The organism is Inquilinus ginsengisoli, assembly GCF_050434925.1.
In the GTDB taxonomy this organism is placed as follows: domain Bacteria; phylum Pseudomonadota; class Alphaproteobacteria; order DSM-16000; family Inquilinaceae; genus Inquilinus; species Inquilinus ginsengisoli_B.
The window spans coordinates 3620758-3644081 of the sequence record NZ_JBNDJK010000001.1; the positions used below are offsets into that span (position 1 = coordinate 3620758).

The window sequence follows — 23324 nt, forward strand, 5'->3', positions numbered from 1 at the left end:
CTATTCTAATTTACTGTCATCCTCGGGCTTGACCCGAGGATCCAGGGGCGGCCAGAGCGGTTCTCGGTGGCTCCTGGATTGCCGGGTCAAGCCGGCAATGACAATAAGGGTTGAAGCCGGTCGCTCTATCCACAACCCTAAAATTCAACCGGACACCCGCGGGAACCGCGCGCCTGCCCCGACAATCACGTGCGGACGCGATGCCGGTCGTCGATCAGGCTGAAAGGTGGCGTTCCCAATCCTGGCGGTGATGTAGAACGCGAATGATCAGAACGCCGCCAGACTCTTCGATGAGATAGACGACAATATGGGCGTCCTTGGGATAGACACGGACCGGCGGTCGGATTTCCGTGCGTTCGCGCATGAAAAGGGGCTGGGCCGCGATGCGCTCGAAGGCAGCTTCCAGCCCGGCATGATAGCGTTCTGCCTGAACAGCGCCGAATGTCTGAGCCCCGTAGACATAGATGTCGACGATGTCGGAAGCGGCCTCCTTCGTGATCCTATAGGCCATCGCCTCCAGCCGTCCCTGCGCGGCGGCGGGCCTCGATCAACAGGTCACTCATGGTATCTGCGCTGATGCCGCTCCTGAGACCTTCGTCGATGAGGCGCTGGAATTCGGCAATTCTCTGTTGCCGCTCGACCGGTTCGTCGGAGCGAATGATCCCGTCGAGATCAGCTTTTGCGGCACGAATCGCGTCCATGTCCGGCCGTCCGTCCGCCAGGAAGTCGATCTCACGGCAAAACGTCAGTTGGGACGGTTGCGGTGTCCGGCTGGCAAACCCTCTGTTAGCCAATGCGCGTCGATACCGTTCGGCATCATCCAATCCTTCGCCGAAAAACTGCACTCCGAAGAGATCTTTTTGGCGAGCGGATGTCGCCCAGTAGCGAATCCCCGGCCGGAACTCCAGGGATCGGAGATACCGGCCACTGGCGGCTTTGGTGGCAGCCTTTTCCCCGATGTCCGAAAGAATTTTGTGGGTGCGGTCGTTGAAGCTGCCCATGAGAGATATCCTCCGGAAAGGGCGATACCGGCCTGGATCAACACACCACGAGCATCATCCACGCCGTAGGGAAGTGCATAATAATATGCATTTCGCATATTTTGTCGAGAGCGGGCGCACCTTGAGCGGCCTCGCCGGCTTGTCGGGCTATCAGAACGCGTTGGGTTCACCGCAGGCGAACCCAACGCGTTGCCGGCAAAGCCAGAGGGCCGCGCAATTGCCCGGCCCTTGTGCCTTACATCGCGCCCTGAAGATGCGGCCACACCTCCACCGAGCCGCGCCAGATCATGTCGATCGACACGTAGAGGATGATCGCCAAGCCGACATAGGCGATCCAGCGGTGGCGGTTCAGCAGCTTGGCGATGAACGAGGCGGCGAAGCCCATCAGCGCGATCGACAGCGCCAGGCCGAACACCAGGATCACCGGGTGCTCGCGCGCCGCGCCGGCCACGGCCAGCACGTTGTCGAGCGACATCGACACGTCGGCGATCACGATCTGCCAGGCGGCCTGGGCGAAGGTCTTGCGCGGCGCGCCGTTGCCGTTGGCGTCGTGGCCGGCCAGCGCCTCCTCGGCCTGGTGCTCCTCCTTGGCCGTGTGGCGCAGCTCGCGCCACATCTTCCAGCACACCCACAGCAGCAGCACGCCGCCGGCCAGCAGCAGGCCGACGATGGCCAGCAGCTGCGTCGTGATCAGGGCGAAGCCGATGCGCAGCAGGGTGGCGGCGGCGATGCCGATCAGGATCGCCTTGGCCCGCTGGTCCTTGGGCAGCCCGGCCGCGGCCAGGCCGATGACAATGGCGTTGTCGCCGGCCAGCACCAGGTCGATCATGATGACCTGGGCCAGGGCCGCCAGCGCTTCGCCTGTCAACAGATGTTCCATGCGAAAACCGTCCTCTTCGTCGCGAGGAGCGGCCTGCGTGCCATCCCGGGGGAGCGTGTCAGGGTCGGCAGGCGGGCCACTCGATGAGTTCTCCAGTCCGACATCGCAGCTCCCGGAGGATCTGCCAGAGGGGCCCGGCCTGGTCGCGCCCATATAGCGACGAGGCCTCGCCGGCTCAAGCTCCGGGTCGTAGACTGCGGCGCGGACGCCGCAGGTCGTCCCAGGAGTGTGGCGGAATGGATACACATGAACCGGTGATCCGGTCGGGCGCGATCGTGCCGCAGAAGGCCGGGCAATGGACCGGCTTCGCCGCCGGCCTGTTCGCCGCCACCGGCCATGCGGTCGAGGCGGCGCCGTCGCCCGACCTGCGGCTCAGCCTGTATGTCGGGCCGCCGGTGGTCGCCCATTGCCGGGCCGAAGGGCTGGTCCAGGACCGGCTGCAGCGCGAGGGCGACATCGACCTGCTGCCGGCCGGCGCCGCCGGGACCTGGGAGGATGAGGGGCCAGCCCGGTTCCTGCTGCTGCGCCTCAGCCCGGCGCTGATGCGCAGCGCGGCAGAGGGGCTGGGGCTGGCCTCCGGCCGGCTGGAGATCGCGCCGCGGCTGCAGCTGCGCGACCCGCGGATCGAACATCTCGGCTGGGCCCTGAAGGCCGAGCTGGAGGCCGGGGCGGAATCGGACCCACTCTACGCCGACAGCATCGGCCTGGCCCTGGCGGCTCATCTGCTCCGTCGCTACGCGGCGCCGATCCCGGCGGCCGCTTCGGGCCAGGCGTTGTCGCGGCGCCAGCTCGCCCGGGTGCTGGAGCTGATCGAGGCCCGGCTGGACCGGCGCCTGGCTCTGGCCGAGCTGGCGGCGGCCGCCGGCCTCAGCCCGTCGCATTTCAAGCCGCTGTTCAAGGCCTCGACCGGGCTGGCGCCGCACCAGTTCGTGATCCGCCGCCGGGTCGAGCGGGCGCGGGTGCTGCTGCTGGACGGCCGACTGCCGATGGCGCAGGTGGCGCTCGACGCCGGCTTCGCGCATCAGAGCCACATGGCCCGGGCGATGCGCCGGGTCCTCGGCATCACCCCCGGCGCCCTGCGGCGCGAGCGGGGCTGATCGCCGTCCGAACCTGCTCCCGCCCGTCCGTTCCGGCGCGACCGCCGGTCGGCGGCGCGGCAAGGTCCCGCCCGGCCCCATCCGGGGCGCAGCGGGAGAGAGAGCATGTTCGTCATCATCGGCGCCACGGGACGGATCGGCGGGGCGGCGGCGCGCGAGCTGCGGCAGCGGGGCAGGGCGGTGCGCGCGGTGGTCCGCGATCCGGGCAAGGCCGGTACCCTGGCCGATTCCGGCTGCGACATCGCCGTCGCCGACATCGCCGACACCGGGGCGCTGACCGCAGCGCTCACGGGCGCCGAGGGCGTGCTGGCAATCGTGCCGCTGGCCCCGTCGCGCGGTGACGCCGCGGCCGAGACCCGCAGCCTGATCGCCAGCCTGGGCCGGGCGCTGGAGGCGGCGCGGCCGCCGCGCACCGTCGCCATCTCCGATTACGGCGCCCAGCACGCGGCCAGCACCGGCATCACCGTGCTGTTCCATCACCTGGAGCAGCGGCTCGGCGGCCTGCCGGGCATCGCCTTCCTGCGCTCGGCCGAGCATATGGAGAACTGGGCACGGTCGCTGCGAGCGGCGACGGCCACCGGCGTGCTGGCCAGCCTGCACCATCCGCTCGACAAGCGCTTCCCGACCGTCTCGGCCCTCGATGTCGGGCTGATCGCGGCCGACCTGCTGGCCGCCGCCGAGGCGCCGCCGCGCATCCTCCATGCCGAGGGACCACAGCGCTATACCGCCCTGGAGGTCGCCACCGGCCTGGCGGGGCCGCTCGGCCGGCCGGTGCAGGCGATGGCCCTGCCGCGCGGCCAATGGGACGAGGCGCTGGCGGCCGGCGGGCTGACCGAGGGCTATGTCCGGTTGATCACCGACCTGTACGACGCCCACAATGCCGGCCGGATCGAGGTCGAAGGCGGCGAGGTCCGGCGCGGCACCACGCCGTTGGCCGAGGTGCTGGCGGCACTGGTGCGGCAGGCGAGGGGCTGAGCGGTCGGGTCACGTCACCGCGTCTGGCAGGGGCTGACGGGGCGTCGGGCAATTGTTTTGCCTCTCCTGCAGGCGGAACCTCAGAACAGAGCCACTCGACTCAACCTATGCCTTTAATCCTCCCCCTCCCCTTGCGGGAGGGGAGGATAAAAAGTCTAAGTCGGAAGAGCGGAGGTCCCTTTCGACAAGCAGGAGAGGCAACACTTTACTGCCTTGATACGATCGGGATGGCCCGATCTGGCCTAAACCCATCCCGCTCTACGCCGGGAACTCCTCATATTGCGGCAGGTCGTCGGCGATGGTGTACCAGGGCGCCTTGGAGCCGACGAAGATGTGCTCGGTCGGCCGGATGGTCGGGTCGTCGACCAGCGTGCCCATGGCGACATGGACATAGGCGCCGTCGCGGACGACCGAGAACAGCAGCGACCCGCAGGCCCGGCAATGCGTGTTGTTGTGGTCCGGCTCGCCATAGATCATCAGCGCATCCCGGCCCTGGGTTACCGTCAGCTTGCCGCGTTCGATGCCGGCGATGGGCTTGAAGGCCGACCCTGTCGTCCGCCGGCAGTTCGAGCAATGGCAGTTCAGGGCGTAGCGGAACTCGTCCGCCACCTCGTAGTGGACGGCGCCGCAATAGCACTTGCCGGCCAGCATGCGCGCGTTCTCGGTCATGGGCTTTCCTCTCCGACGGACTTGGTTCGGACCAGGGTATCGCTCCGCGCTCCGCCTTGACAGCCCGGTACCGGCGGCGCTCTGTTCCGGCAGATTTCCAAGGGAGAAGCCCATGCCCGACCATCGTCGAGACGGCACCGGTGAGGCGGTGGCCCGCATCGTGCCGGCCGCCAACACCCACCGCAACCCGGGCATGGCGCTGGAGCTGGACTGGGTCGAGGCCGCGCGGGTCAATCTCAGCGCCGCCGAGCGCCGGGCCGCCACCATGACCACCCGGCGCACGGTGAAGAAGGAATACCAGGCCGCCTGGCTGGTGAAGGCGCTCACCTGCATGGACCTGACCACCCTGGCCGGCGACGACACGCCGGGCCGGGTGCAGCGCCTCTGTGCCAAGGCCCGGCACCCGCTGCGCGACGATCTGGTCGAGGCGCTGGGCCTGTCCGACCGGCCGCCCACCGTCGGCGCCGTCTGCGTCTACCCGGCCATGGTCGGCGCCGCGGTGAAGGCGCTGGCCGGCAGCGGCATCCCGGTCGCCTCGGTCGCCACCGGCTTCCCGGCCGGCCTCACCCCGCTGCCGCAGCGCCTGGCCGAGATCCGCTATGCGGTGGAGGAGGGGGCGGCCGAGATCGACATCGTCATCCACCGCGCCCAGGTGCTGAACCGGGAATGGTCCGCGCTCTATGACGAGGTGCGGGCGATGCGCGAGGCCTGCGGCGAGGCGCATCTGAAGACCATCCTGGCCACCGGCGACCTGCGGACGCTGCGCAATGTCGAGGCCGCCAGCCTGGTCTGCATGATGGCCGGCGCCGATTTCATCAAGACCTCGACCGGCAAGGAGGACGTCAACGCCACCCTGCCGGTCAGCCTGGTCATGGTCCGCGCCATCCGCGACTACCAGGACCGCACCGGCGAGCGCGTCGGCTTCAAGCCGGCTGGCGGCCTGCGCACGGCCAAGGACGCCATCGCCTGGCTGATCCTGATGAAGGAGGAGCTGGGCCGGCCCTGGCTGGAGCCGGAGCTGTTCCGGATCGGCGCCTCCTCGCTGCTCGCCGATGTCGAGCGCCAGATCGAGCATTTCGTCACCGGCCGCTATTCGGCCGGCTTCCGCCACGCTTCCGCCTGAGGAGCCACCGTCATGCCCCGGATCGCGGAGATTCTCGACACCATGGAGTACGGTCCGGCGCCCGAGGACAGCGGCATCGCCCGCGACTGGCTGGTGCGGCATGAGGCGGGCTTCGGCCATTTCATCGACGGCAAGTTCGTCGCCCCGGCCGAGGGCGGGCGCTTCGAGGTGCTGAACCCGGCCACAGGCCAAGCGCTGGCGCAGGTGGCGCAGGGCACGGCCAAGGATGTCGACGCCGCGGTCAAGGCCGCGCGCCGGGCGCAGAAGGCCTGGGCGGCGCTGCCGGGATCCGAGCGCGCCCGCCACCTCTACGCCCTGGCCCGCCATGTCCAGCGCCGTGAGCGGCTGCTCTCGGTGATCGAGACCATGGACAACGGCAAGCCGATCCGCGAGAGCCGGGACATCGACATCCCGCTGGTCGCCCGGCACTTCTACCATCACGCCGGCTGGGCCTCGCTGGTCGAGACCGAGTTCCCCGGCTACCGCCCGGTCGGGGTCTGCGGCCAGATCATCCCGTGGAACTTCCCGCTGCTGATGCTGGCCTGGAAGGTGGCGCCGGCGCTGGCGGCCGGCAACACGGTGGTGCTGAAGCCGGCCGAGTTCACGCCGCTGACCGCGCTCTTGTTCGCCGAAATCGCGCAGGAGGCCGGGCTGCCGCCGGGCGTGCTGAACATCGTCACCGGCGACGGCATCACCGGCGCGCTGATCGTCGAGCATGCCGATGTCGACAAGATCGCCTTCACCGGCTCGACCGAGGTCGGGCGCCGGATCCGCGAGGCGACCGCCGGCACCGGCAAGAAGCTGTCGCTCGAGCTCGGCGGCAAGTCGCCCTTCATCGTCTTCGACGACGCCGATCTCGACGCCGCGGTCGAGGGCGTGGTCGATTCGATCTGGTTCAACCAGGGCCAGGTCTGCTGCGCCGGCTCGCGCCTCTTGGTGCAGGAGAGCGTGGCCGACCGGATGTACGACAAGCTGAAGCGCCGGATGGCGACGCTGCGGGTCGGCGACCCGCTCGACAAGTCGACCGACATGGGCCCGATCGTCGCCCAGGTGCAGCTCGACCGGATCAAACACTATGTCGAACTGGGCAAGCGCGAAGGCGCCTCTTGCTGGCAGGATTCGGCGTCGCTGCCCAAGGGCGGCCTCTACTTCCCGCCGACCCTGTTCACCGGGGCCGAGCCGGCCTCGACCATCGCCCAGGACGAGATCTTCGGCCCGGTGCTGACCGCCTCGACCTTCCGCACCGTCGACGAGGCGGTGAGCCTGGCCAACAATTCGCGCTACGGCCTGGCGTCCTCGGTGTGGTCGGAGACGGTGAACCAGGCGCTGCATGTCGCGGCCCGCCTCAAGGCCGGCGTGGTCTGGATCAACTGCGCCAACATGTTCGACGCCGCGGTCGGCTTCGGCGGCTATCGCGAGAGCGGCTTCGGCCGCGAGGGCGGCCGGGAAGGCATGTTCGAATACCTGGTGCCGGGCTGGGAGAAGGACGCGCCGGCGCTGAAGCCGGTGGCCGCGGCGCCGCTGGCGGCGGTGCCGCTGGGCGGCGACCACGACCTGCCCTCGATCGACCGCACCGCCAAGCTCTATGTCGGCGGCAAGCAGGCGCGGCCCGATGGCGGCTACAGCTATAGCGTGCTCGACCCGAAGGGCCGGGCGCTGGGTCAGGTCGGCCTCGGCAACCGCAAGGACATCCGCAACGCCGTCGAGGCCGCGCACAAGGCCGGCGGCTGGGGCGGCCTGGCCGGGCACAACCGGGCCCAGGTGCTGTACTTCCTGGCCGAGAACCTGGCGGCGCGGTCCGACGAATTCGCCCGGCGCCTGACCGCCATGACCGGCGCCTCGGTCAAGGCCGCCGCGGCGGAGGTCGAGGCCGCGGTGCGGCGGATCTTCTTCTATGCCGGCTTCGCCGACAAATATGACGGCCAGGTGCATGACGCCCGCGCCCGCCAGGTGACGCTGGCGATGAACGAGCCCTGGGGCGTGATGGGCCTGCTGTGCCCGGACGAGGCGCCGCTGCTCGGCTTCGTCTCGCTGGTGGTGCCGGCGATCGCCATGGGCAACCGCGTCGTGGTGGTGCCGTCGCCGCGCCACCCGCTGGCGGCGACCGATCTGTACCAGGTGCTCGACACCTCCGACGTGCCGGACGGCGTGGTCAACATCGTCACCGGCCAGCGTGACGTGCTGGCCAGGACCCTGGCCGAGCACGACGACGTCGCCGCCCTCTGGTATGTCGGCCCGGCCGAAGGCGGTGCTCTGGTGGAGAAGGCCAGCGCCGGCAACCTCAAGGCGACCTGGACCAACCAGGGCCGCCGCCGCGACTGGCTGTCGGATGTGGAAGGGCAGGGCAGGGACTATCTGCGCCGCGCCACCCAGGTGAAGAACATCTGGCTGCCTTACGGGGAGTAGGAGCGGTCGTCGCCCTCTCTCTTATTGTCATTGCCGGGCTTGACCCGGCAATCCAGAAGATGTCGACAGTCTCTGGATGCCCGGGTCAAGCCCGGGCATGACAGTTGGGGCGGGCGAGGAGGCGCGATGTCCGACACCTGGATCATGCCGTCGGGCTTCCCCGACCTGCCGCCGGGCCAGGTCCATATCTGGCGCCTGAACACCGAGCGCGATCCGGCCGCCGGCCTCACCGTGCTGTCGGCGGAGGAGCGGCAGCGCGCCGACCGGTTCCGCACCAACCTGCTGCGAGCCCGCTTCGTCGCCGCCCATGCGGCGCTGCGGCTGCTGCTCGGCCGCGCTCTCGACCTTCCCGCGGACCGCCTGCGCTTCCGCCAGAACGCCTGGGGCAAGCCCGAGCTGGCGGAGGGCGACCTCCGCTTCAACCTCTCGCACAGCGGCCCCTGGGCCGTGGTGGCGCTGGGCCGGGGGATCGAGGTCGGCGTCGATGTCGAGATGGCACGGCACCCGCCGCCGGTGGAGGTCGCGGACATCGCCTATTCGGCGGTGGAGCGGGCGGCCCTGGCCGGCCTGTCCGGCCCGGCGCTGACCGCCGCCTTCTACGCGGTCTGGACCCGCAAGGAGGCGCTGTCCAAGGGCATCGGCCGCGGCTTCTCCTTCGACTTCACCGGCTTCACGGTCAGCGCCGACCCGGCCGAGCGGACCAGCCGCCCGACGCTGCCGCCGGGTCTGGTCGGCGAGGCGGACTGGCATCTGCACGACCTGCCGCCGACCGAAGGCGCGGCGGCGGCCGTCGCTGTTCCGGCGGCCGAACCCGGCATCGCCGCCTGGCGCTTCGAGCCGGGCCTCTGGGGGCTGTAGGATAGTGACACGGACAGGGGAGGAGACTCATGCTGGATCACGTCACCATCCGGGTCGGCGACTTCGAACGGTCGAAGGCCTTCTACGACGCGCAGCTGGCGGCGCTCGGCATCGCCCGGCTCTACGGCGATGGCGAGACCTTCGCCGGCTACGGCGTCGGCCGCAGGGCGTTCTTCTGGATCGGCCTGCATGACGGCGCCGTCACCGGCACCCATGTCGCCTTCGCGGCGCCGGACCGGGCGGCGGTCGATCGCTTCCACGCGGCCGGCCTCGCCGCGGGCGGCCGCGACAACGGCGCGCCGGGGCTGCGGCCGCACTATCATCCCGACTATTACGGCGCTTTCCTGCTCGACCCCGACGGCCACAATATCGAGGCGGTGTGCCGCGAGGCGCCTTGAGCCTTGGGCAGGATGAATCGAGTCCGATCGGGATTCCCCGTCCGGGATGCTCATGACGAAAGCAAAATGCGTCCCCCCTCCCCTCGCGGGAGGGGGGTAGGGGGAGGGGGTTCTCTCGGATCGAGCCGGCCTGGATCTTAGCAAATCGGCCTGTCCGGCAGATCAGGGCCTTCGCCCATTCGCGCGCGGACGCGCGCAGACCCCTCCCCCTAACCCCCTCCCGCAAGGGGAGGGGGGACTCAAGAAGATCGCGTCGCGGCTATTGTGAAAAGACATCGCGAGCGGGAGAGGCAACACCCTGCCGCCTCGGCACGATCGGATGGCTCGATCCGGCCAAACCCATCCTGCTCTAGGTCGCCAGGAACCCGCCATCCACCGGCACGATGGCGCCGTTCATCATCGCCGAGCCGTCGCCCAGCAGGTACAGGATCACCTCGGCGACCTCCTCCGGCTGGGCGAAGCGGCCGAGCGGGATGCGGCCCAGCATCGGGCCGGACTTGACCGGGTCGCTCCACGCCTTCACCGCCATCGGCGTCAGCGTCACCACCGGGTTGACGCTGTTGGTGCGGATGCCGTGCGGCCCCAGCTCCACCGCCATCACCCGGGTGATCTCGTCCAGCGCGCCCTTCGACGCGCAATAGGCGGTGTGGTCCGGCAGGCCGATCATCGACGATACGCTCGACACGTTGACGATGGCGCCCTTCTGGCCGCGGCGGATCAGGTCGCGCGCCACCACCTGGGCCACGATCATCGGCGCCCGGGCGTTCACCGCCATGATCGCATCGAAGCTCTCGACCGAGGTGTCGAGGAAGGATTCCAGCGTGGTGGTGCCGGCGCAGTTCACCAGCGCGTCGACCGGCAGCGCCTCGGCCGCCGCCCGCCGCGTCGCCTCGGCGTCGCCCAGGTCGACGGCGATGGTCCTGCAGCCGGTCTCCTGCGCCAGGCTCGCCAGGTCCTCGGGGCTGCGGGTGGCGGCGATCACCTCGGCGCCGCGCCGGTGCAGCAGCACCGCGGTGGCCCGGCCGATGCCCTTGCCGGCGCCGGTCACCAGCACCCGCCGCCCGGCAAAATCCTGCCCGCCCATGCCATCCTCCCTGTATCGGCTCGCGATGCCACCCTATATCAGGGTCGGAACGCCGGCGCCTCCCCGACCGGCTCAGAGATCGTTTGGAAATGCGCTGGCGTGAGTCGGATGGCGGTGGTTTCGAGAACCGGAGCGCAGCGCACATTGGTGCGTGAGCACCGGAAGCTTCGAGTCCGCCGTCAGACGGCCGCGCCAGTAGCATTTACAAACGGTTTCTCAGGAGATCGAGCATGCCTGAACCCTATCCCGTGACCCGCAGCGATGCCGAGTGGCGCCAGATCCTGACGCCCGAGCAGTACCAGGTGATGCGCCAGCACGGCACCGAACGGCCGGGAAGCTGCAGCCTGCTCAGCGAGCATCGGCCGGGCGCCTTCTGCTGCGCCGGCTGCGGCAGCAGGCTGTTCGAATCGAAGCTGAAGTTCGAGAGCGGCACCGGCTGGCCCAGCTTCAACGACCCGGTGCCCGATTCGGTCGAGACCACGGTCGACCGCAGCTTCGGCATGACCCGTGTCGAGGTGCATTGCGCCACCTGCGGCAGCCATCTCGGCCATGTCTTCGAGGATGGCCCGCCGCCCAGCGGGCTGCGCTATTGCATCAACGGTGTGGCGCTGGATTTCCAGCCGGAGTGAGCCGAGGCCGGGCTGCGTTCGAAAACAGCCTCGCAAGCTCCAAATTTGCACAATCCTGATAGGAACGAGGTGCCCGTCTCCTCCCGTTATACGTGCATCGGAAACGCGAGGAGACGGGTCATGGAACATCGTGAGGAGACCACCACACTCATTTCCGGCGACAAGGTTGCTGGGACCGAGGTCTACAACACCGCGGGCGACCATCTCGGCGAGATTCACGACGTCATGCTCGACAAGATGTCCGGGCGCGTCGCCTATGCCGTCATGTCCTTCGGCGGCTTCCTCGGCATCGGCGAGAAGTATCACCCGCTGCCGTGGTCGACGCTGACCTATGACACCAGCCAGGGCGGCTATGTCGTGAACGTGTCGCGCGAGCAGCTGGAAGGGGCGCCGGTCTATGCCGACGACGAACAGCCGCGCTGGAACCGCGAATACGAGCAGGACATCCACGACTATTACGGCATCAGCCCGTACTGGACAGGACCGCTGCCGCGCTGACGGACGCCGGAGGCCGCCATGCCGGAGCGCATCGTCGACGTGTTCGACGAGACCGGTGCCCTGGTGACGAACTACACCGTCATCCTGGCCGGTGCGGACGAAGCGCCGGATGAGGCGTATGAATCCGAAGCTCTCCGCATGGCGGCCTTCGACGCGGCCGTTTCCGCCGATCGGCTCGCCGGATTGACGGCGAAGGTCCGGCGATAGCACGACGGTCTTGGTCCAAAGTCTAACCGCCCGCCGCGGGACGACCGATCCCGGCGCGCCGTTGATCCGGGGACGCTGAACTCACAGGAGGAACCACCATGAAGTGGGCCTTGATCGTCTCCACGGCGGCGGGCTTGGCATTGAGCTCGCCCGCTTTGGCCGATTGCCGCCAGGACATCGACCAGCTCGACACTCAGTTCAAGCAGACCGAGTCGCAGAGCGGTCAACCGGCGGCCACCCCTCATCAGACCCAGACCATGCAGGGAACGCAGCCGCAGGAGCGGACCGCCGGCGCCATGCCGAGCACCGGAAGCGCCCCCGACGCGGCGTCGAGCACGCATCAGCGCGAGGCGCTGAAAGGCGCCGGAGAAGCGTCGCCGCAGGAGCAGTTCGCGGCACAGTTGCAGGAGGCCCGCCAGTTGGCGCAGAACGGCGACGAGGCCGGCTGCATGACCAAGGTCGAAGCCGCGCGCAAGCTGCTCGGCACGCCCTGACAGGCTCCAGGCCGCAAACGGAATGCTTGAGAATAAGCACTCCAAACGAGGGAGATTACCTTATTGTCATTGCCGGGCTGACCCGGCAATCCAGAAGATGTCGACGCTCTCTGGATGCCCGGGTCAAGCCCGGGCATGACAGTATTATTGATTCAGTTATCGTTTGACGTGACCTGAAATACGATCGGGCCTGCGGAGGATGCCTCCGCAGGCCCGATTCGTTCACATCGACCCGAGGGTCAGCAGCGGCCGACGGCGTGGCAGTTCGTCAGGCCGCCGACGGCGGCGCCGCCGACACCACCGATGATCGCACCGGTCCCGACATTGCCGCCGGTGATGGCGGCCGTGCCGGCGCCGAGTCCTGCGCCGAGCGCGCCGCCCGAAAGGGCCCGCGTGCCGGGGTCGCGGCCGCACGCTGCGAGCGACAGCGCCGCGGCGAGAATGATCATGGCTGGCTTCAGCATTGCGTTCTCCGTACCTGTTCCCACCAGCATTGGAAACGGTGCACCTTGCGATATCGTTCCCACGGCAGCGGCAAAGGGCAGGGGGTGTGGCCCGGCGTCCTCACACCCCGATCGCGGCCTTGATCCTGGCGGCGGTCAGCGGCAGGTCGCGCAGCCGCCGGCCGGTGGCGTCGGCGATGCCGTTGGCCAGGGCGGCGCTGGCGGGGCCCTGGCCGGTCTCGCCGCAGCCCAGGAAGGGCTCGCCCGGCCGGTCGACGATGCGGACCTCGACGCTGTCCGGCACCGCGTCGAAGCGCAGGATCGGATAGGTCGACCAGTCGACCGAGGTGATCCTGCTCCGGTCGAAGCCGACGCTTTCGTACAGCGTCCAGCTCATCGACTGCAGCACGGCGCCCTCGATCTGGTTGCGCACCCCGTCGGGGTTGACCACCTGGCCGGTGTCGACCGCGGCGACCACCCGCGGCACGCGGACCGCGCCGGTCTCGCGCTCGACCGCGACCTCGACCGCCACGGCGCAATAGGCGGCCAGGTTCTTGTAGCGGGCGAAGGCGAAGCCGCGGCCATGCCCCGGCGCGGCCGGCTTGCCCCGGCTCCAGCCGAAGGCCTCGGCCGCGGCGGCGATCACGTCGCGGCCGCGCGGGTCGTCCAGGTGCTTCAGCCGGAACTCGACCGGGTCGGCACCGGCGGCCAGCGCCAGCTCGTCCATGAAGCTCTCGATCGCGAACACGTTCATCTGCGCCCCGAGCGAGCGCAGGGCGGAGATGCGCAGCGGCATGTCCGGCAGGAAGTGATGCACCACCCGGGCGCTGGGCAGGGTGTAGAGCGGGATGGCGTTGCGGTCGCCGCCGCCCTCCGGCTGCGGCAGCGGCCGTGGTGCCGGCACCGGGAAGGGCTTGGCCAGGTGCCGCGCGGCCAGCAGGCTGCCGGCCGGGCCGGGGCGCATCGAATGGGTGTTGCTCCACACCCCGTAATCCCAGTCGCCGATGCGGCCGGCCTCGTCCAGCGTGGCCCGGGCCTGGGCCACCATCGCCGGGCCGTAGGGCTCCCAGGCGTGCTCCTGCTCGCGCATCCACTGCACCCGCACCGGACGGCCGGGCAGGGCGGCGGCCAGCAGCGCGGCATCGGCCGCGGCGTCGTCGGCGCCGTTGTGGCCGTAGCAGCCGGAGCCCTGGACATGGATGCAGCGCACCTGCTCGGGCGGCCGGCCCAGCATCTCGGCGATCGCCTTGCGGTCGGGATAGACGCCCTGGGTGTGGGTCCACACCGTCAGCAGCCCGTCCTGGTCCTGCTGCGCCACGGCGCAGGACGGGCCGATCGACCCGTGCAGCAGATAGGGCCGGGAATAGCGGGCCTCCAGCGTCCGGCCGGGGGCAGCCGGCGTGGCGCCGTACTGCTCGAGGATCGGAAAATCCTGGGCCGGCAGCGCCAGCAGCGCCTCCGGCAGCCGGTCCTGGTCCGGCAGGGTGGCATCCTCCTGCCACTGCGCCGCGGCGGCCAGCAGCCGCATCGCCTTGACCGCCTGGAACTCCTGCTCCGCCACCACCGCCAGGAAGTCGCCGTCGTGCACCACCTTCACCACCCCGGGCAGGGCCTCGGCCGCGGCCATGTCCAGCGCCGTCAGCCGGGCGCCGGCGCTGGGCGGCCGCACGATCCGGCCGTGCAGCATGCCGGGCAGGCGCAGATCCTGCACATAGGCCTCGCCGCCGGTCACCTTGGCCGGGATGTCGATCCGCGGCAGCGGCTGCCCCATCACCCGGAAAGCGGCGGGGTCGGTCAGCTTCGACTCCGGCTTGGCCTCGACATGCAGCGACAGTCCGGCGGCCAGCGCGCCGTAAGACCGCCGGTTCCCGTCCGGCGCCAGCACATTGCCGCCCTCGAGCCGCAGCTGGCTGGCCGGCGCGCCCATCTGCCGCGCCGCCTCGGCCAGCAGGATCTCGCGCACCTGGGCCGCGGCGTTGCGGATGGCGGTGCCGCTGTCCTGCATCGAATGGCTGCCGGCGGTGTAGCCCTCATTGGCGGTCCGCTCGGTGTCGGCGGTGACGATGGTCGGCGCCTCGAAGCTCAGGCCCAGCTCCTCCGCCGCGATCTGCTGCAGCGCTGTGGCGATGCCCTGGCCCAGCTCGGCCTTGCCGGTGAAGACGGTGACCGCGCCCTTGGGATCGACCCGGATCCAGGAATCGAGGAAGGGGGCATCCTCCAGGCTGCCGGGCAGGGCGCCGCCCAGCTGCGGCGTCTCGGCCGCCTGCTGGGCCAGGCCGGCGGGGGCGAAGGCGAAGCCGACCACCAGCCCGCCGGCGCCCTGCAGCACCAGGCGGCGGGACAGGCCGGCGCTCACAGCACCGCCTCCCGCGGCGCCGGGCCCTGCGGCTCGGCCGAGGCGCTCCGCATCTCCTGCGCCGCGCGGCGGATCGCCCGCAGGATCCGCATATGGGTGCCGCAGCGGCAGAGATGCGGCTGCAGCGCCTGGCGGATCTGGGCGTCCGACGGGGTCAGGGTCTTCCGCAGCAGCGCATGCGCCCGGATCATCATGCCGGGGATGCAGTAGCCGCACTGCGCCGCCTGCTCGGCGATGAAGGCGCGCTGCAGCGGGCCGGGCTCGTCCTCGGTGCCCAGCCCCTCCAGCGTCGTCACTTCCTTGTTCTCCGCCAGCAGCACCGGGACGACGCAGGAGAACACCACCTCGCCGTCGACCAGCACGGCGCAGGAGCCGCACTGGCCCAGGCCGCAGCCGAATTTGGCGGCGTTGAGCTGCAGCTCGCCGCGCAGCACGTACAGCAACGGCGTGTCGGGATCGGCGGCGATGCTCTGCCGGCGGCCGTTGACCTTGAGCTCGATCATGACCTCTCCCTAGCGTTTGGCGGCCTGCACGGCGTCGTTCAGCCCGCTCCAGCCCGGCTTGTCGCTGAAGCGGCCGCGCAGATAGGCCACCAGCGTCCCGAGCTGCCGGTCCGACAGGGCAGCGGCGAAGCCCGGCATGATCGGGCCCCGGGCGCCGCTCGCCGCCGGGACGCCGTGGCGGATGATGCGGATCAGATTGGCCGGGCTGTCGCCGCTGATGGCGGAGCTGAGCCGGAGGTCCAGCCCGCCGAAGGGCGAGGGCCGGCCGCTCTCATGGCAGGCGGCGCAGGTGCCGGCATAGATCGCGGCGCCGGCATCCTCGGCCGGAACGGCGGTGGCGATGGTCTGGCTGCCGGCCGATTGCGGCCGGGTGCCGGGACCGGCCGGATTCGCGGTGGCCGCCGCCAGGGCGTCGCCGCGCTTGCGGGCCGCTGCATCCGGCAGCCCCATCACCGCGGCGACATAGGCGGCGATCGCCTGCACGTCCTGCTCCGGCACCGCCGCCAGGCTGTCGGCCACCGGCGCCATCGGCCCCTGCGCCGTGCCGTGCTGCCCGTGCCAGCCGTCGCGCAGATAGTGGAACAGCGATTCCCGGGTCCAGGGCACCGGCGCCGGCGACCCGCTGCCGATCGGCACGGCGTGCCAGCCCTCGGCGTCGCCGCCGGCGAAGCGCCGGCTGGTCTCCTCGGCGCCGAACAGGTTGCGCGGCGTGTGGCAGGCGCCGCAATGCGCCAGCCCCTCGGCCAGATAGGCGCCGCGGTTCCATTCGGCGTCATGCGCCGGGTCGGGCTGGTAGGGGCCGGGCCGCAGGAACAGCAGCTTCCAGCCGGCCAGCACAAAGCGCTGGTTCAGCGGAAAGGGCAGGTCGTTGGCCGGCGCCCGGGCCTGCACCGGCTGGCGCGTCATCAGGAAGGCATAGAGCGCCCGGTTGTCCGCGTCGCTCACCAGGGTGAAATGGTCGTAGGGAAAGGCCGGGTACAGGTGCCGGCCGGTGCGGTCGACGCCCTCGCGCATCGCCCGGCCGAACGCTGCCTCCGGCCAGCGGCCGATGCCGGTCTCGGGGTCGGGGGTGATGTTGGTGCTGTACACGGTGCCGAACGGCGTCGGCAGCGCCAGTCCGCCGGCGAAGGGCTTGCCGCCCGACGCGGTGTGGCAGGTGCCGCAATTGCCGATCGCCGCCAGCTCGGCGCCCTTCTGCACCAGCGCCGGGTCGAAGCCGGCCGCCGCCGGCGGGTCGACCGGGTCGATCGCCGGCCGCCAGGCATAGGCGGCCAGCCCCGCGGCGCCGCCCACGATCAGCAGCAGCCCGACTCCCAGCGCGATGCCGCCGGCCTTCAGCAGCCCCATGAAGCTCCGTCCCTTGCCCGCCGGCCGGTCCTCTCACGGGCCTTCAGCCGGTGCATTCCTGGTTATGGCAGGGTCGGACAAGACGGCCGTCCTGGCCAGGGGCGATTTGTCGCCGGCCGCATCGTCGCCCGTCGAATTCGGCGGCCTGTTCCCGCGGTGACAACCGTCCGGCGCCGGGCGGGGTAAGCCTTCGTCGCATGGCGGACCGAGCGCGGTGACCGCCGCCGCATGAGCAAGGAGGGAACGACCATGATCGTCGTGATGGGCACCGATCGGAATGACTTCATCCACGTCGCCGGTGACGGCGCGCAGAGTTCACCCGACCACACCGTCGTCGCCGCGGCCACGGATCTGGACGACGTCATCCGCGGCCGTGCCGGCGATGACGAGGTGCATGCGGGCGGCGGCCAGGATGCGCTGTTCGGCGACGAAGGCTCCGACGTCCTGGTCGGCGCGGCCGGTCACGATGCGCTGGACGGCGGCATCGGCGACGATGTCCTCGACGGCGGCGCCGGGGCGGATCGGTTCGTCGGCGGCGCCGGCGAGGACACGATCTCCTATTTCGGCAGCAGCGTCGCGGTGACGGTGAACCTCGCGATCCGCACCGCGTCCGGCGGCGATGCCCAGGGCGACAGCTTCGGCGCCGACATCGAGAATCTCGACGGCGGCAGCGGCAACGACATGCTGACCGGATCGGCGGTGGCGAACGAGCTGTTCGGCGGCAAGGGGGCCGACAAGCTCTTCGGCGAAGGCGGCGATGACGTTCTTTTCGGCGGCAACGGTGCCGATACCCTCGGCGGCGGCGCCGGGGCCGACCGCTTCGTCTACGCCGGCGTCGTCCAGAGCGCGGTCGGAGCCAATGCCGACCGGATCACCGATTTCAGCCACGTCCAGGGCGACCGCATCGACCTGGTGGCGATCGACGCCAGCACCACGGTTGCCGGAAACCAGGCCTTCAGCTTCATCGGCACCGGCCTCTACACCGGCGTCGCGGGGCAACTGCGCTTTGCCTTCACCAGCCCCGGCGTCACCACCATCGCCGGCGACGTCAACGGCGACAAGGTCTCGGACTTCCACATCGTCCTGACCGGCAGCATCGTGCCGCAGTCCGGCGACTTCGTGCTGTAGCGGCAGGACCTCGGGTATTGCCGCAGCCCCGCCGCCTGCCGCTCAGTTGGTCTGGGCCGAGACCAGCACCGGGTCGGCGCGGTAGGAGTCCGGGAACAGCCGCTGCAGGGCTTCGACCTTCGGCAGGTCGTTGATCGCGATATAGGGGCTGGTCGGGTGCAGCGTCAGGTAGTCCTGGTGATAGTCCTCGGCCGGATAGAAGGCGTGCCCCGGCTCGATCCTGGTCACGATCTGCGCGTCGAACACCCCCGCCCGGTCCAGCTGTTCGACATAGGCCTTGGCCACCCGCGCCTGCTCCGCATCCGCCGGGAAGATCGCCGAGCGGTACTGGGTGCCGCTGTCCGGCCCCTGGCGGTTCAGCTGGGTCGGGTCATGCGCCACCGAGAAGTAGATCTGCAGGATGCGGCCATAGCTGATCCGGCGCGGGTCGTAGGTGATCCGCACCGCTTCCGCATGGCCGGTGCCGCCGCCGCTGACCGTCTCGTACTGCGCCGACTGCGCATCGCCGCCGGCATAGCCGGAGACGGCGCCGGTGACGCCCTCGACGTGCTGGAACACGCCCTGCACGCCCCAGAAGCAGCCGCCGGCCAGCACCGCGGTCTCCGACGCCGCGCCGCCGGGGGCCGCGGTCTCGTCGACCGCCGGCGGCGGCACCAGCCGCGCCTCCTCGGCCGAGGATTGGGTCACCGCCAGCCCGGCGGCGACCGCCAGCAGCGACAGGGCGCCGGCCAGCGCCGGCAGGGAAGGAAAGCGCTTGATCACGATCCGGATCTCCCGTTCGGGCCCATGGGCCCCGACAGCCGGTTCGCCGAAGCGGGCCGCCGGGTTACGGGAGGCCGGCGGGTCACACGTCCGGGCCGGTGACCCCCGGCGCGTTCCTCTGGATGAAGTCGCGGCGCGCTCGCCCCGGCCGCTGCCGCCCTCGCCGAGAATTGTCTCCATTTTCTCTGTCTCACCGCAGCGCGCAATGGACGCAGGATGCGCTTGGTTCGGCTATGATACGGATCGACTCGCTAATTCTTGACCCGGGTCTGCGCGTAGTCGGGAATTCCGAACCGCCGGCGGTAAGCCCCCGGCGCCAATCCCGTAACGCGCCTGAAGAGACGGCGGAAGAAAGCCGATTCTTCGTAACCGACCTGCCAACTGATCTCGTCGACCGATGCCTCCGTCCGCTCGAGCCGCCGTTTGGCCTCCTCGATCCTCAGGCGCTGCACATAGGCGATCGGGCTCAAGCCCGTCGCATTGGTAAACCGGCGCTTGAAGGTCCGCTCGGCGAGGCCGGCGCGCTTGATCATCTCCTCCAGCGGGTTGGCTACCGAGAAATGTGTGGCCAACCAATCCTGCGTTGTCTGGATTGCAACGTCGCCATGATCCCTGCGGCCGTCGAAGACCATGTAGGGCGCAAGCCCATCCTGGTGCCATTGCAGCGCGAAGATTCGCGCTACGGTCTGGGCGGCCGTTGCACCGGCGTGCCGCGCGATAAGGTAAAGGACGAGATCGTGCCAGGTCATGGAGGCGCCCGACGTGATCAGCTCATCCCGCTTCCCCGAAACGACCAAAACTCGCTCCGGATGGATCGGAACCTGCGGAAAGGCTGTTTCGAAAGCGCCGGCGTAGCCGAAATGGACCGTCGCATCGGCACCGTCGAAGAGGCCGGTCTCGGCGAGCAGGAAGATGCCTGAGCAGGCCGAGCACAGGAGAGCGCCACGATCATGCATGGCGCGAAGCCAGTCGACCAGGTCCGGATACCGTCCCTTGGTCCAGCCGTTGAGGCCGAGCAGTACCGATGGGACGATGACGATGTCCGTGGCGGTGATTTCGGTGACGGGGCGCTCCACAGTGACGGGCACCCGGCTGGCCAGTTGCAGCGGACCGGTCTGCTGGCCGACTATTTCCAGACGGAATGGAGGCGCCTGTAGGGGAGTGCGACCCGGTACATCAATCATCGAAAAGGCATTCATGACGTCGAAGATACCGCTGAGCGTCGACACCACGGCCTCGGGGATCGCCACGAGGCTGACGTGGAGCGGCTCGGGCCCTGTCTGAATGTTGGGAGACGGCATCTTCGGCCTCGGATTGGAGTGGCAGAATAGCGGCAAACCCTGAGCACCGCCACGATGCCGCCCTGATCGGCGCCTGCCGGACCTGCATCTTTCGCCTGACTTGGCGCAAATGGCCCGATTCTGGTCAGCGCGGCTCTGCCGTGCGGTCTCTTCCGGTGCGATCTTCCCGCCAACCTCGAGTTGGAGGTTTGGAAACAAGGAGACGCAGATGGACTTCGTGCAATCCAGGACGGTCGATCCCGCCAAACTCGATGCGATGGTCGGGCGCGCGGTAAGCGATCTATCTGCCGGCTACGGCGGCGTGATGGTGAGCCTTGGGCACCGGCTGGGCCTCTACAAGGCGATGGCCGAAGCCGGCCCCGTCACGTCCCGCGCGCTTGCCAAGCGGGCTGGCTGCGCCGAACGTTACGTTCGAGAATGGCTGGGCTCGCAGGTGGCAGGAGGCTACGCCACCTACCACACGATCAGCGACACCTATGAGCTCACGCTGGAGCAGGCACTCGTTCTTGCCAATGAGGACAGCCCGGTCTTTATCCCCAACGCTTGGTCGGTACCCGCATCGATGTGGGCGGACGAGGACAAGGCGATCGAAGCCTTCCGCACCGGATCGGGAATCCCCTGGGGCGACCACGACGGCCGGCTCTATTGCGGCGTCGCCGCCTTCTACCGCAATGCTTACAAGGCAAGCCTGGTCCCGGAATGGCTGCCTGCGCTCGACGGCGTTGTTGCCAAGTTGAAGGCCGGAGCGCTGGTCGCCGACGTTGGATGTGGCCACGGCCATTCCACCGTGCTCATGGCGGAAGCCTTCCCCGCCTCGAAGTTCCATGGCTTTGACACGCACCAGGAATCCATTGTCGAGGCACAGGATGTGGCCACCGGCGCCGGCGTTGCCGACCGCACGAGCTTCTCGACCGCGCGTGCGGACAACTATCCCGGATCGGGCTATGATCTGATCTGCTTCTTCGACTGCCTGCACGACATGGGTGATCCGGTCGCCGCCGCGGCGCAGGCCGCCAAGGCGCTCGCGCCGGATGGCACGGTGATGCTTGTCGAGCCCTTCGCCAACGACAAGGTCGATGACAACATCTCGCCCGTGGCGAGGATGTACTACGCAGCCTCTACCACGATCTGCTGTGCCCATGCGGTTTCGGACGGCGGCCGTATGGTGCTTGGCGCGCAGGCCGGCGAAGCCCGGCTGGCGGGCGTATTCCGCAAGGCGGGCTTCACCCGCTTTCGTCGTGCTTTCGAGACGCCGTTCAACCTGATCCTCGAAGCACGGCTCTGATCCGCGGCGCTCTCACGCCTTCCCGCTTCAGCGGCAGCGATCCACACAGGTTCTGCAGATGCTCCTTCACTGGGAGCATCTGCCGGGACACCGCCGCGCGGGACGCTGCCGTCCTTGTCCTGCAAAGGCACGGCCCAACTGCGGCTCTTTGCCAGAAGATCGTAGATCCAGGCAACCACACCGGAGAAACCAACGATGGCGTCAGCAATAAAATCGCAGTTCCGGGCGCAGTGGGTTCCACTCAGAATATTGCGAGTCGGCATCGGAGCTTTTAGTGGCCGCAGGGCATCGCGGAGCGCTTCCCATGCACTTTCGGCTATGGATGACCATCTGCTGAAAGACATTGGCGTTAGCCGGCAGGAGATTGATCTCGGCTTTCTGCGGCCTACAAACGGGAAGGCCTAAGCATTCGCCGGAAGGACTGCTTGGAGTCGCACCCATGGTGCTCTCGGTTTGGGAGGAACTGGGCTACACCCCTGGACTGAGGCAGAAGAATTAGGGTGACATGGGCGATCGGAGGCTGAATGCCCGACTGTAGTGAAGTGGACCCCGCTGGTGAGGCAGTGAAAATAGGGACAGTTCTCTGAGAAGGAGAACCGATGTCCAAGCGGGAGAGCCGCAGCTTCAGCCGGCGCTGAATTGCTCCGATGATCTCGACCAGTTGGCAGAGATAGAGAGGTTTCGGTATTCTCTGCCGATGCACCACGTCGCGATTATCGTCTATCCGGGCTTTGAGCTCCTCGATGCGTCGGGTCCGGCATCGGTGTTCAATGTCGCAAATCGCGCGCTAGGCCAGCGCGGATTGTCGCCGTTCTACAACGTCGGCATGTTTTCGCCTCACCCTGGGCCAGTGCGAAGCAGCAGCGGCGTGTCGATCGAGGCGCAGTCGCTTGCTGGTCTTCAGCCCGCTGAAGCGCAAACCCTGCTCATTGCCGGAGCGGAAGGCGAACACCTCGAGCCTGCGCTGTCCGATCCAACCTTGATGGACGAGATTCCGAGGCTGGTCGCCGGTGCCGAAAGGTTTGGCTCCGTTTGCAGCGGCGGATTTTTTCTGGCCGCGCTAGGGCTGATCGACGGCCGCCGCGTCGCCACACACTGGGATGCGACCGGCCCGCTCGCCAAGCTCTTTCCAAATGTGTCGGTCGATCCCGAGGCGCTCTACGTCGTCGATGGAAGGCTTTGGACATCAGGAGGTGTCACATGCGGGATCGATATGGTGCTCGCGATGGTCGCGAACGACCTTAACTCGACGATCGCCGTTGAGATCGCGCAGCGCCTGGTCCTCGATGCAAGACGGCCCGGATACCAGTCTCAGTTCAGCCCCGTGCTGCAGGCGCAGCTGAGAGCGAACGGCCGCTTCGCCGACCTGATCGATTGGATACGGGCAAACCTTCACGAACCGCTGGATGTTCGGTCCCTTGCCGCCCGCGCCAATCTCTCGGATCGCTCCTTCCACCGGAAGTTCGTCGAGGCGACCGGGACGACGCCGGCGAAGTTCGTGGAGAAGCTGAGGCTCAATGAAGCGCGCCTTTTGCTGTCGCGCAGCGTTCCCCTCAAATCCGTCGCCGCCAAGGTTGGCCTCTCTCCGCCCAGCCGATTTGCGGATGCCTTCGAGCGGCGCTTCGGTATTGCACCGGGGCTCTTCCGGGATATGCACTCGGATCCATAGTGAATAAGGGCCCGGCAATCGCCGGCTCAGGCGCCGCCTGGTAATTCAGCGCTGGCCTCAGGGACGCCTCGGGCGCCTTTGGCAGAAAATCGCCCAACATTGGCAGTCACCCTCGACAACAAATACCCTTTCAGAACGTTCAGGTCTCGACTCCCAAGCTCCGGACTCTTGCGAAGCCGCCGGGTGGAGAAGATTGCCGCCGCAAACATGC

Annotated in this window: 25 protein-coding genes; 14 read left to right on the forward strand and 11 right to left on the reverse strand. The window is 69.0% G+C overall.

Annotation, left to right across the window (positions count from 1 at the left end; genetic code table 11):
- Nucleotides 1–214: 214 nt before the first annotated feature.
- From QFZ27_RS17255 to QFZ27_RS17265, 3 genes are all read right to left on the reverse strand, one after another.
- On the reverse strand, nt 215–511 hold the full coding sequence (locus QFZ27_RS17255; protein ID WP_429227611.1) for a type II toxin-antitoxin system RelE/ParE family toxin: 297 nt from the start codon (nt 509–511) through the stop codon (nt 215–217).
- Nucleotides 501–1001 carry a hypothetical protein gene (locus tag QFZ27_RS17260; protein WP_429227612.1) on the reverse strand — a complete coding sequence of 167 codons (501 nt, stop codon included), beginning with the start codon at nt 999–1001 and terminating at the stop codon, nt 501–503. The genes QFZ27_RS17255 and QFZ27_RS17260 overlap by 11 nt, the downstream gene beginning before the upstream one ends.
- Before the next feature lie 235 nt (nt 1002–1236).
- Nucleotides 1237–1881, reverse strand: a complete 645-nt coding sequence (locus QFZ27_RS17265) for a TerC family protein (protein WP_429227613.1) — start codon at nt 1879–1881, stop codon at nt 1237–1239.
- Between the two features lie 236 nt (nt 1882–2117).
- On the opposite strand from QFZ27_RS17265, the gene QFZ27_RS17270 reads away from it, so the two are divergent.
- Complete coding sequence (locus QFZ27_RS17270) at nt 2118–2978, forward strand: helix-turn-helix transcriptional regulator (RefSeq protein ID WP_429227614.1); 861 nt, start codon at nt 2118–2120, stop codon at nt 2976–2978.
- A gap of 105 nt (nt 2979–3083) precedes the next feature.
- Complete coding sequence (locus tag QFZ27_RS17275) at nt 3084–3953, forward strand: NAD(P)H-binding protein (protein ID WP_429227615.1); 870 nt, start codon at nt 3084–3086, stop codon at nt 3951–3953.
- A gap of 258 nt (nt 3954–4211) precedes the next feature.
- On the opposite strand, the gene QFZ27_RS17280 is transcribed toward QFZ27_RS17275, so the two are convergent.
- Complete coding sequence (locus tag QFZ27_RS17280) at nt 4212–4622, reverse strand: GFA family protein (protein WP_429227616.1); 411 nt, start codon at nt 4620–4622, stop codon at nt 4212–4214.
- Between the two features lie 112 nt (nt 4623–4734).
- Between QFZ27_RS17280 and deoC the strand changes: the two genes are divergently transcribed.
- The 4 genes from deoC to QFZ27_RS17300 all read left to right on the forward strand — a co-directional run bounded on the left by deoC (nt 4735) and on the right by QFZ27_RS17300 (nt 9407).
- Nucleotides 4735–5745: a deoxyribose-phosphate aldolase gene (deoC, locus tag QFZ27_RS17285; RefSeq protein ID WP_429227617.1), complete on the forward strand. Its 1011-nt coding sequence runs from the start codon at nt 4735–4737 to the stop codon at nt 5743–5745.
- Nucleotides 5746–5757: 12 nt separating this feature from the next.
- Entirely contained in the window at nt 5758–8151 is a 2394-nt protein-coding gene (locus QFZ27_RS17290; RefSeq protein WP_429227618.1) for an aldehyde dehydrogenase family protein, read from the forward strand.
- Between the two features lie 126 nt (nt 8152–8277).
- Nucleotides 8278–9009 (forward strand): 4'-phosphopantetheinyl transferase family protein, encoded by a 732-nt coding sequence (locus QFZ27_RS17295; RefSeq protein WP_429227619.1) that lies wholly within the window; start codon nt 8278–8280, stop codon nt 9007–9009.
- 29 nt (nt 9010–9038) lie between these two features.
- Nucleotides 9039–9407, forward strand: a complete 369-nt coding sequence (locus QFZ27_RS17300; RefSeq protein ID WP_429227620.1) for a VOC family protein — start codon at nt 9039–9041, stop codon at nt 9405–9407.
- A 349-nt stretch (nt 9408–9756) separates the two neighbouring features.
- Here QFZ27_RS17300 and QFZ27_RS17305 read toward each other — a convergent pair whose 3' ends face one another.
- Nucleotides 9757–10491: an SDR family oxidoreductase gene (locus QFZ27_RS17305; protein ID WP_429227621.1), complete on the reverse strand. Its 735-nt coding sequence runs from the start codon at nt 10489–10491 to the stop codon at nt 9757–9759.
- Nucleotides 10492–10721: 230 nt separating this feature from the next.
- Here QFZ27_RS17305 and msrB point away from each other — a divergent pair, with 230 nt between their 5' ends.
- From msrB to QFZ27_RS17325, 4 genes are all read left to right on the forward strand, one after another.
- On the forward strand, nt 10722–11120 hold the full coding sequence (gene msrB / locus QFZ27_RS17310) for a peptide-methionine (R)-S-oxide reductase MsrB (protein ID WP_429227622.1): 399 nt from the start codon (nt 10722–10724) through the stop codon (nt 11118–11120).
- Nucleotides 11121–11240: 120 nt separating this feature from the next.
- Nucleotides 11241–11618 (forward strand): PRC-barrel domain-containing protein, encoded by a 378-nt coding sequence (locus tag QFZ27_RS17315; RefSeq protein ID WP_429227623.1) that lies wholly within the window; start codon nt 11241–11243, stop codon nt 11616–11618.
- Between the two features lie 18 nt (nt 11619–11636).
- The gene (locus QFZ27_RS17320; protein WP_429227624.1) at nt 11637–11825 is read left to right on the forward strand and encodes a hypothetical protein; all 189 of its coding nucleotides are present in this window, start codon (nt 11637–11639) and stop codon (nt 11823–11825) included.
- A gap of 98 nt (nt 11826–11923) precedes the next feature.
- A complete protein-coding gene (locus QFZ27_RS17325) occupies nt 11924–12319 on the forward strand; it encodes a hypothetical protein (RefSeq protein ID WP_429227625.1) in 396 nt (131 codons plus the stop codon).
- 239 nt (nt 12320–12558) lie between these two features.
- On the opposite strand, the gene QFZ27_RS17330 is transcribed toward QFZ27_RS17325, so the two are convergent.
- The 4 genes from QFZ27_RS17330 to QFZ27_RS17345 all read right to left on the reverse strand — a co-directional run bounded on the left by QFZ27_RS17330 (nt 12559) and on the right by QFZ27_RS17345 (nt 16968).
- On the reverse strand, nt 12559–12783 hold the full coding sequence (locus QFZ27_RS17330) for a YMGG-like glycine zipper-containing protein (RefSeq protein ID WP_343718376.1): 225 nt from the start codon (nt 12781–12783) through the stop codon (nt 12559–12561).
- Between the two features lie 100 nt (nt 12784–12883).
- Complete coding sequence (locus tag QFZ27_RS17335; protein ID WP_429227626.1) at nt 12884–15118, reverse strand: xanthine dehydrogenase family protein molybdopterin-binding subunit; 2235 nt, start codon at nt 15116–15118, stop codon at nt 12884–12886.
- The gene (locus QFZ27_RS17340; RefSeq protein ID WP_429227627.1) at nt 15115–15621 is read right to left on the reverse strand and encodes a (2Fe-2S)-binding protein; all 507 of its coding nucleotides are present in this window, start codon (nt 15619–15621) and stop codon (nt 15115–15117) included. Before QFZ27_RS17340 ends, QFZ27_RS17335 begins: the two co-directional genes overlap by 4 nt.
- Before the next feature lie 9 nt (nt 15622–15630).
- Nucleotides 15631–16968: a c-type cytochrome gene (locus tag QFZ27_RS17345; protein ID WP_429227628.1), complete on the reverse strand. Its 1338-nt coding sequence runs from the start codon at nt 16966–16968 to the stop codon at nt 15631–15633.
- Between the two features lie 249 nt (nt 16969–17217).
- Here QFZ27_RS17345 and QFZ27_RS17350 point away from each other — a divergent pair, with 249 nt between their 5' ends.
- Entirely contained in the window at nt 17218–18096 is an 879-nt protein-coding gene (locus QFZ27_RS17350) for a calcium-binding protein (protein ID WP_429227629.1), read from the forward strand.
- A 42-nt stretch (nt 18097–18138) separates the two neighbouring features.
- Here QFZ27_RS17350 and msrA read toward each other — a convergent pair whose 3' ends face one another.
- Both msrA and QFZ27_RS17360 read right to left on the reverse strand, forming a co-directional pair.
- A complete protein-coding gene (msrA, locus tag QFZ27_RS17355; protein WP_429227630.1) occupies nt 18139–18858 on the reverse strand; it encodes a peptide-methionine (S)-S-oxide reductase MsrA in 720 nt (239 codons plus the stop codon).
- Between the two features lie 251 nt (nt 18859–19109).
- On the reverse strand, nt 19110–20159 hold the full coding sequence (locus QFZ27_RS17360) for a GlxA family transcriptional regulator (protein ID WP_429227631.1): 1050 nt from the start codon (nt 20157–20159) through the stop codon (nt 19110–19112).
- A 208-nt stretch (nt 20160–20367) separates the two neighbouring features.
- Between QFZ27_RS17360 and QFZ27_RS17365 the strand changes: the two genes are divergently transcribed.
- The 3 genes from QFZ27_RS17365 to QFZ27_RS17375 all read left to right on the forward strand — a co-directional run bounded on the left by QFZ27_RS17365 (nt 20368) and on the right by QFZ27_RS17375 (nt 23113).
- On the forward strand, nt 20368–21444 hold the full coding sequence (locus QFZ27_RS17365) for a class I SAM-dependent methyltransferase (protein WP_429227632.1): 1077 nt from the start codon (nt 20368–20370) through the stop codon (nt 21442–21444).
- Nucleotides 21445–21639: 195 nt separating this feature from the next.
- Nucleotides 21640–21849 carry a DUF1127 domain-containing protein gene (locus tag QFZ27_RS17370; protein ID WP_429227633.1) on the forward strand — a complete coding sequence of 70 codons (210 nt, stop codon included), beginning with the start codon at nt 21640–21642 and terminating at the stop codon, nt 21847–21849.
- A 292-nt stretch (nt 21850–22141) separates the two neighbouring features.
- On the forward strand, nt 22142–23113 hold the full coding sequence (locus QFZ27_RS17375) for a GlxA family transcriptional regulator (protein ID WP_429227634.1): 972 nt from the start codon (nt 22142–22144) through the stop codon (nt 23111–23113).
- The last annotated feature ends 211 nt before the right edge of the window (nt 23114–23324 follow it).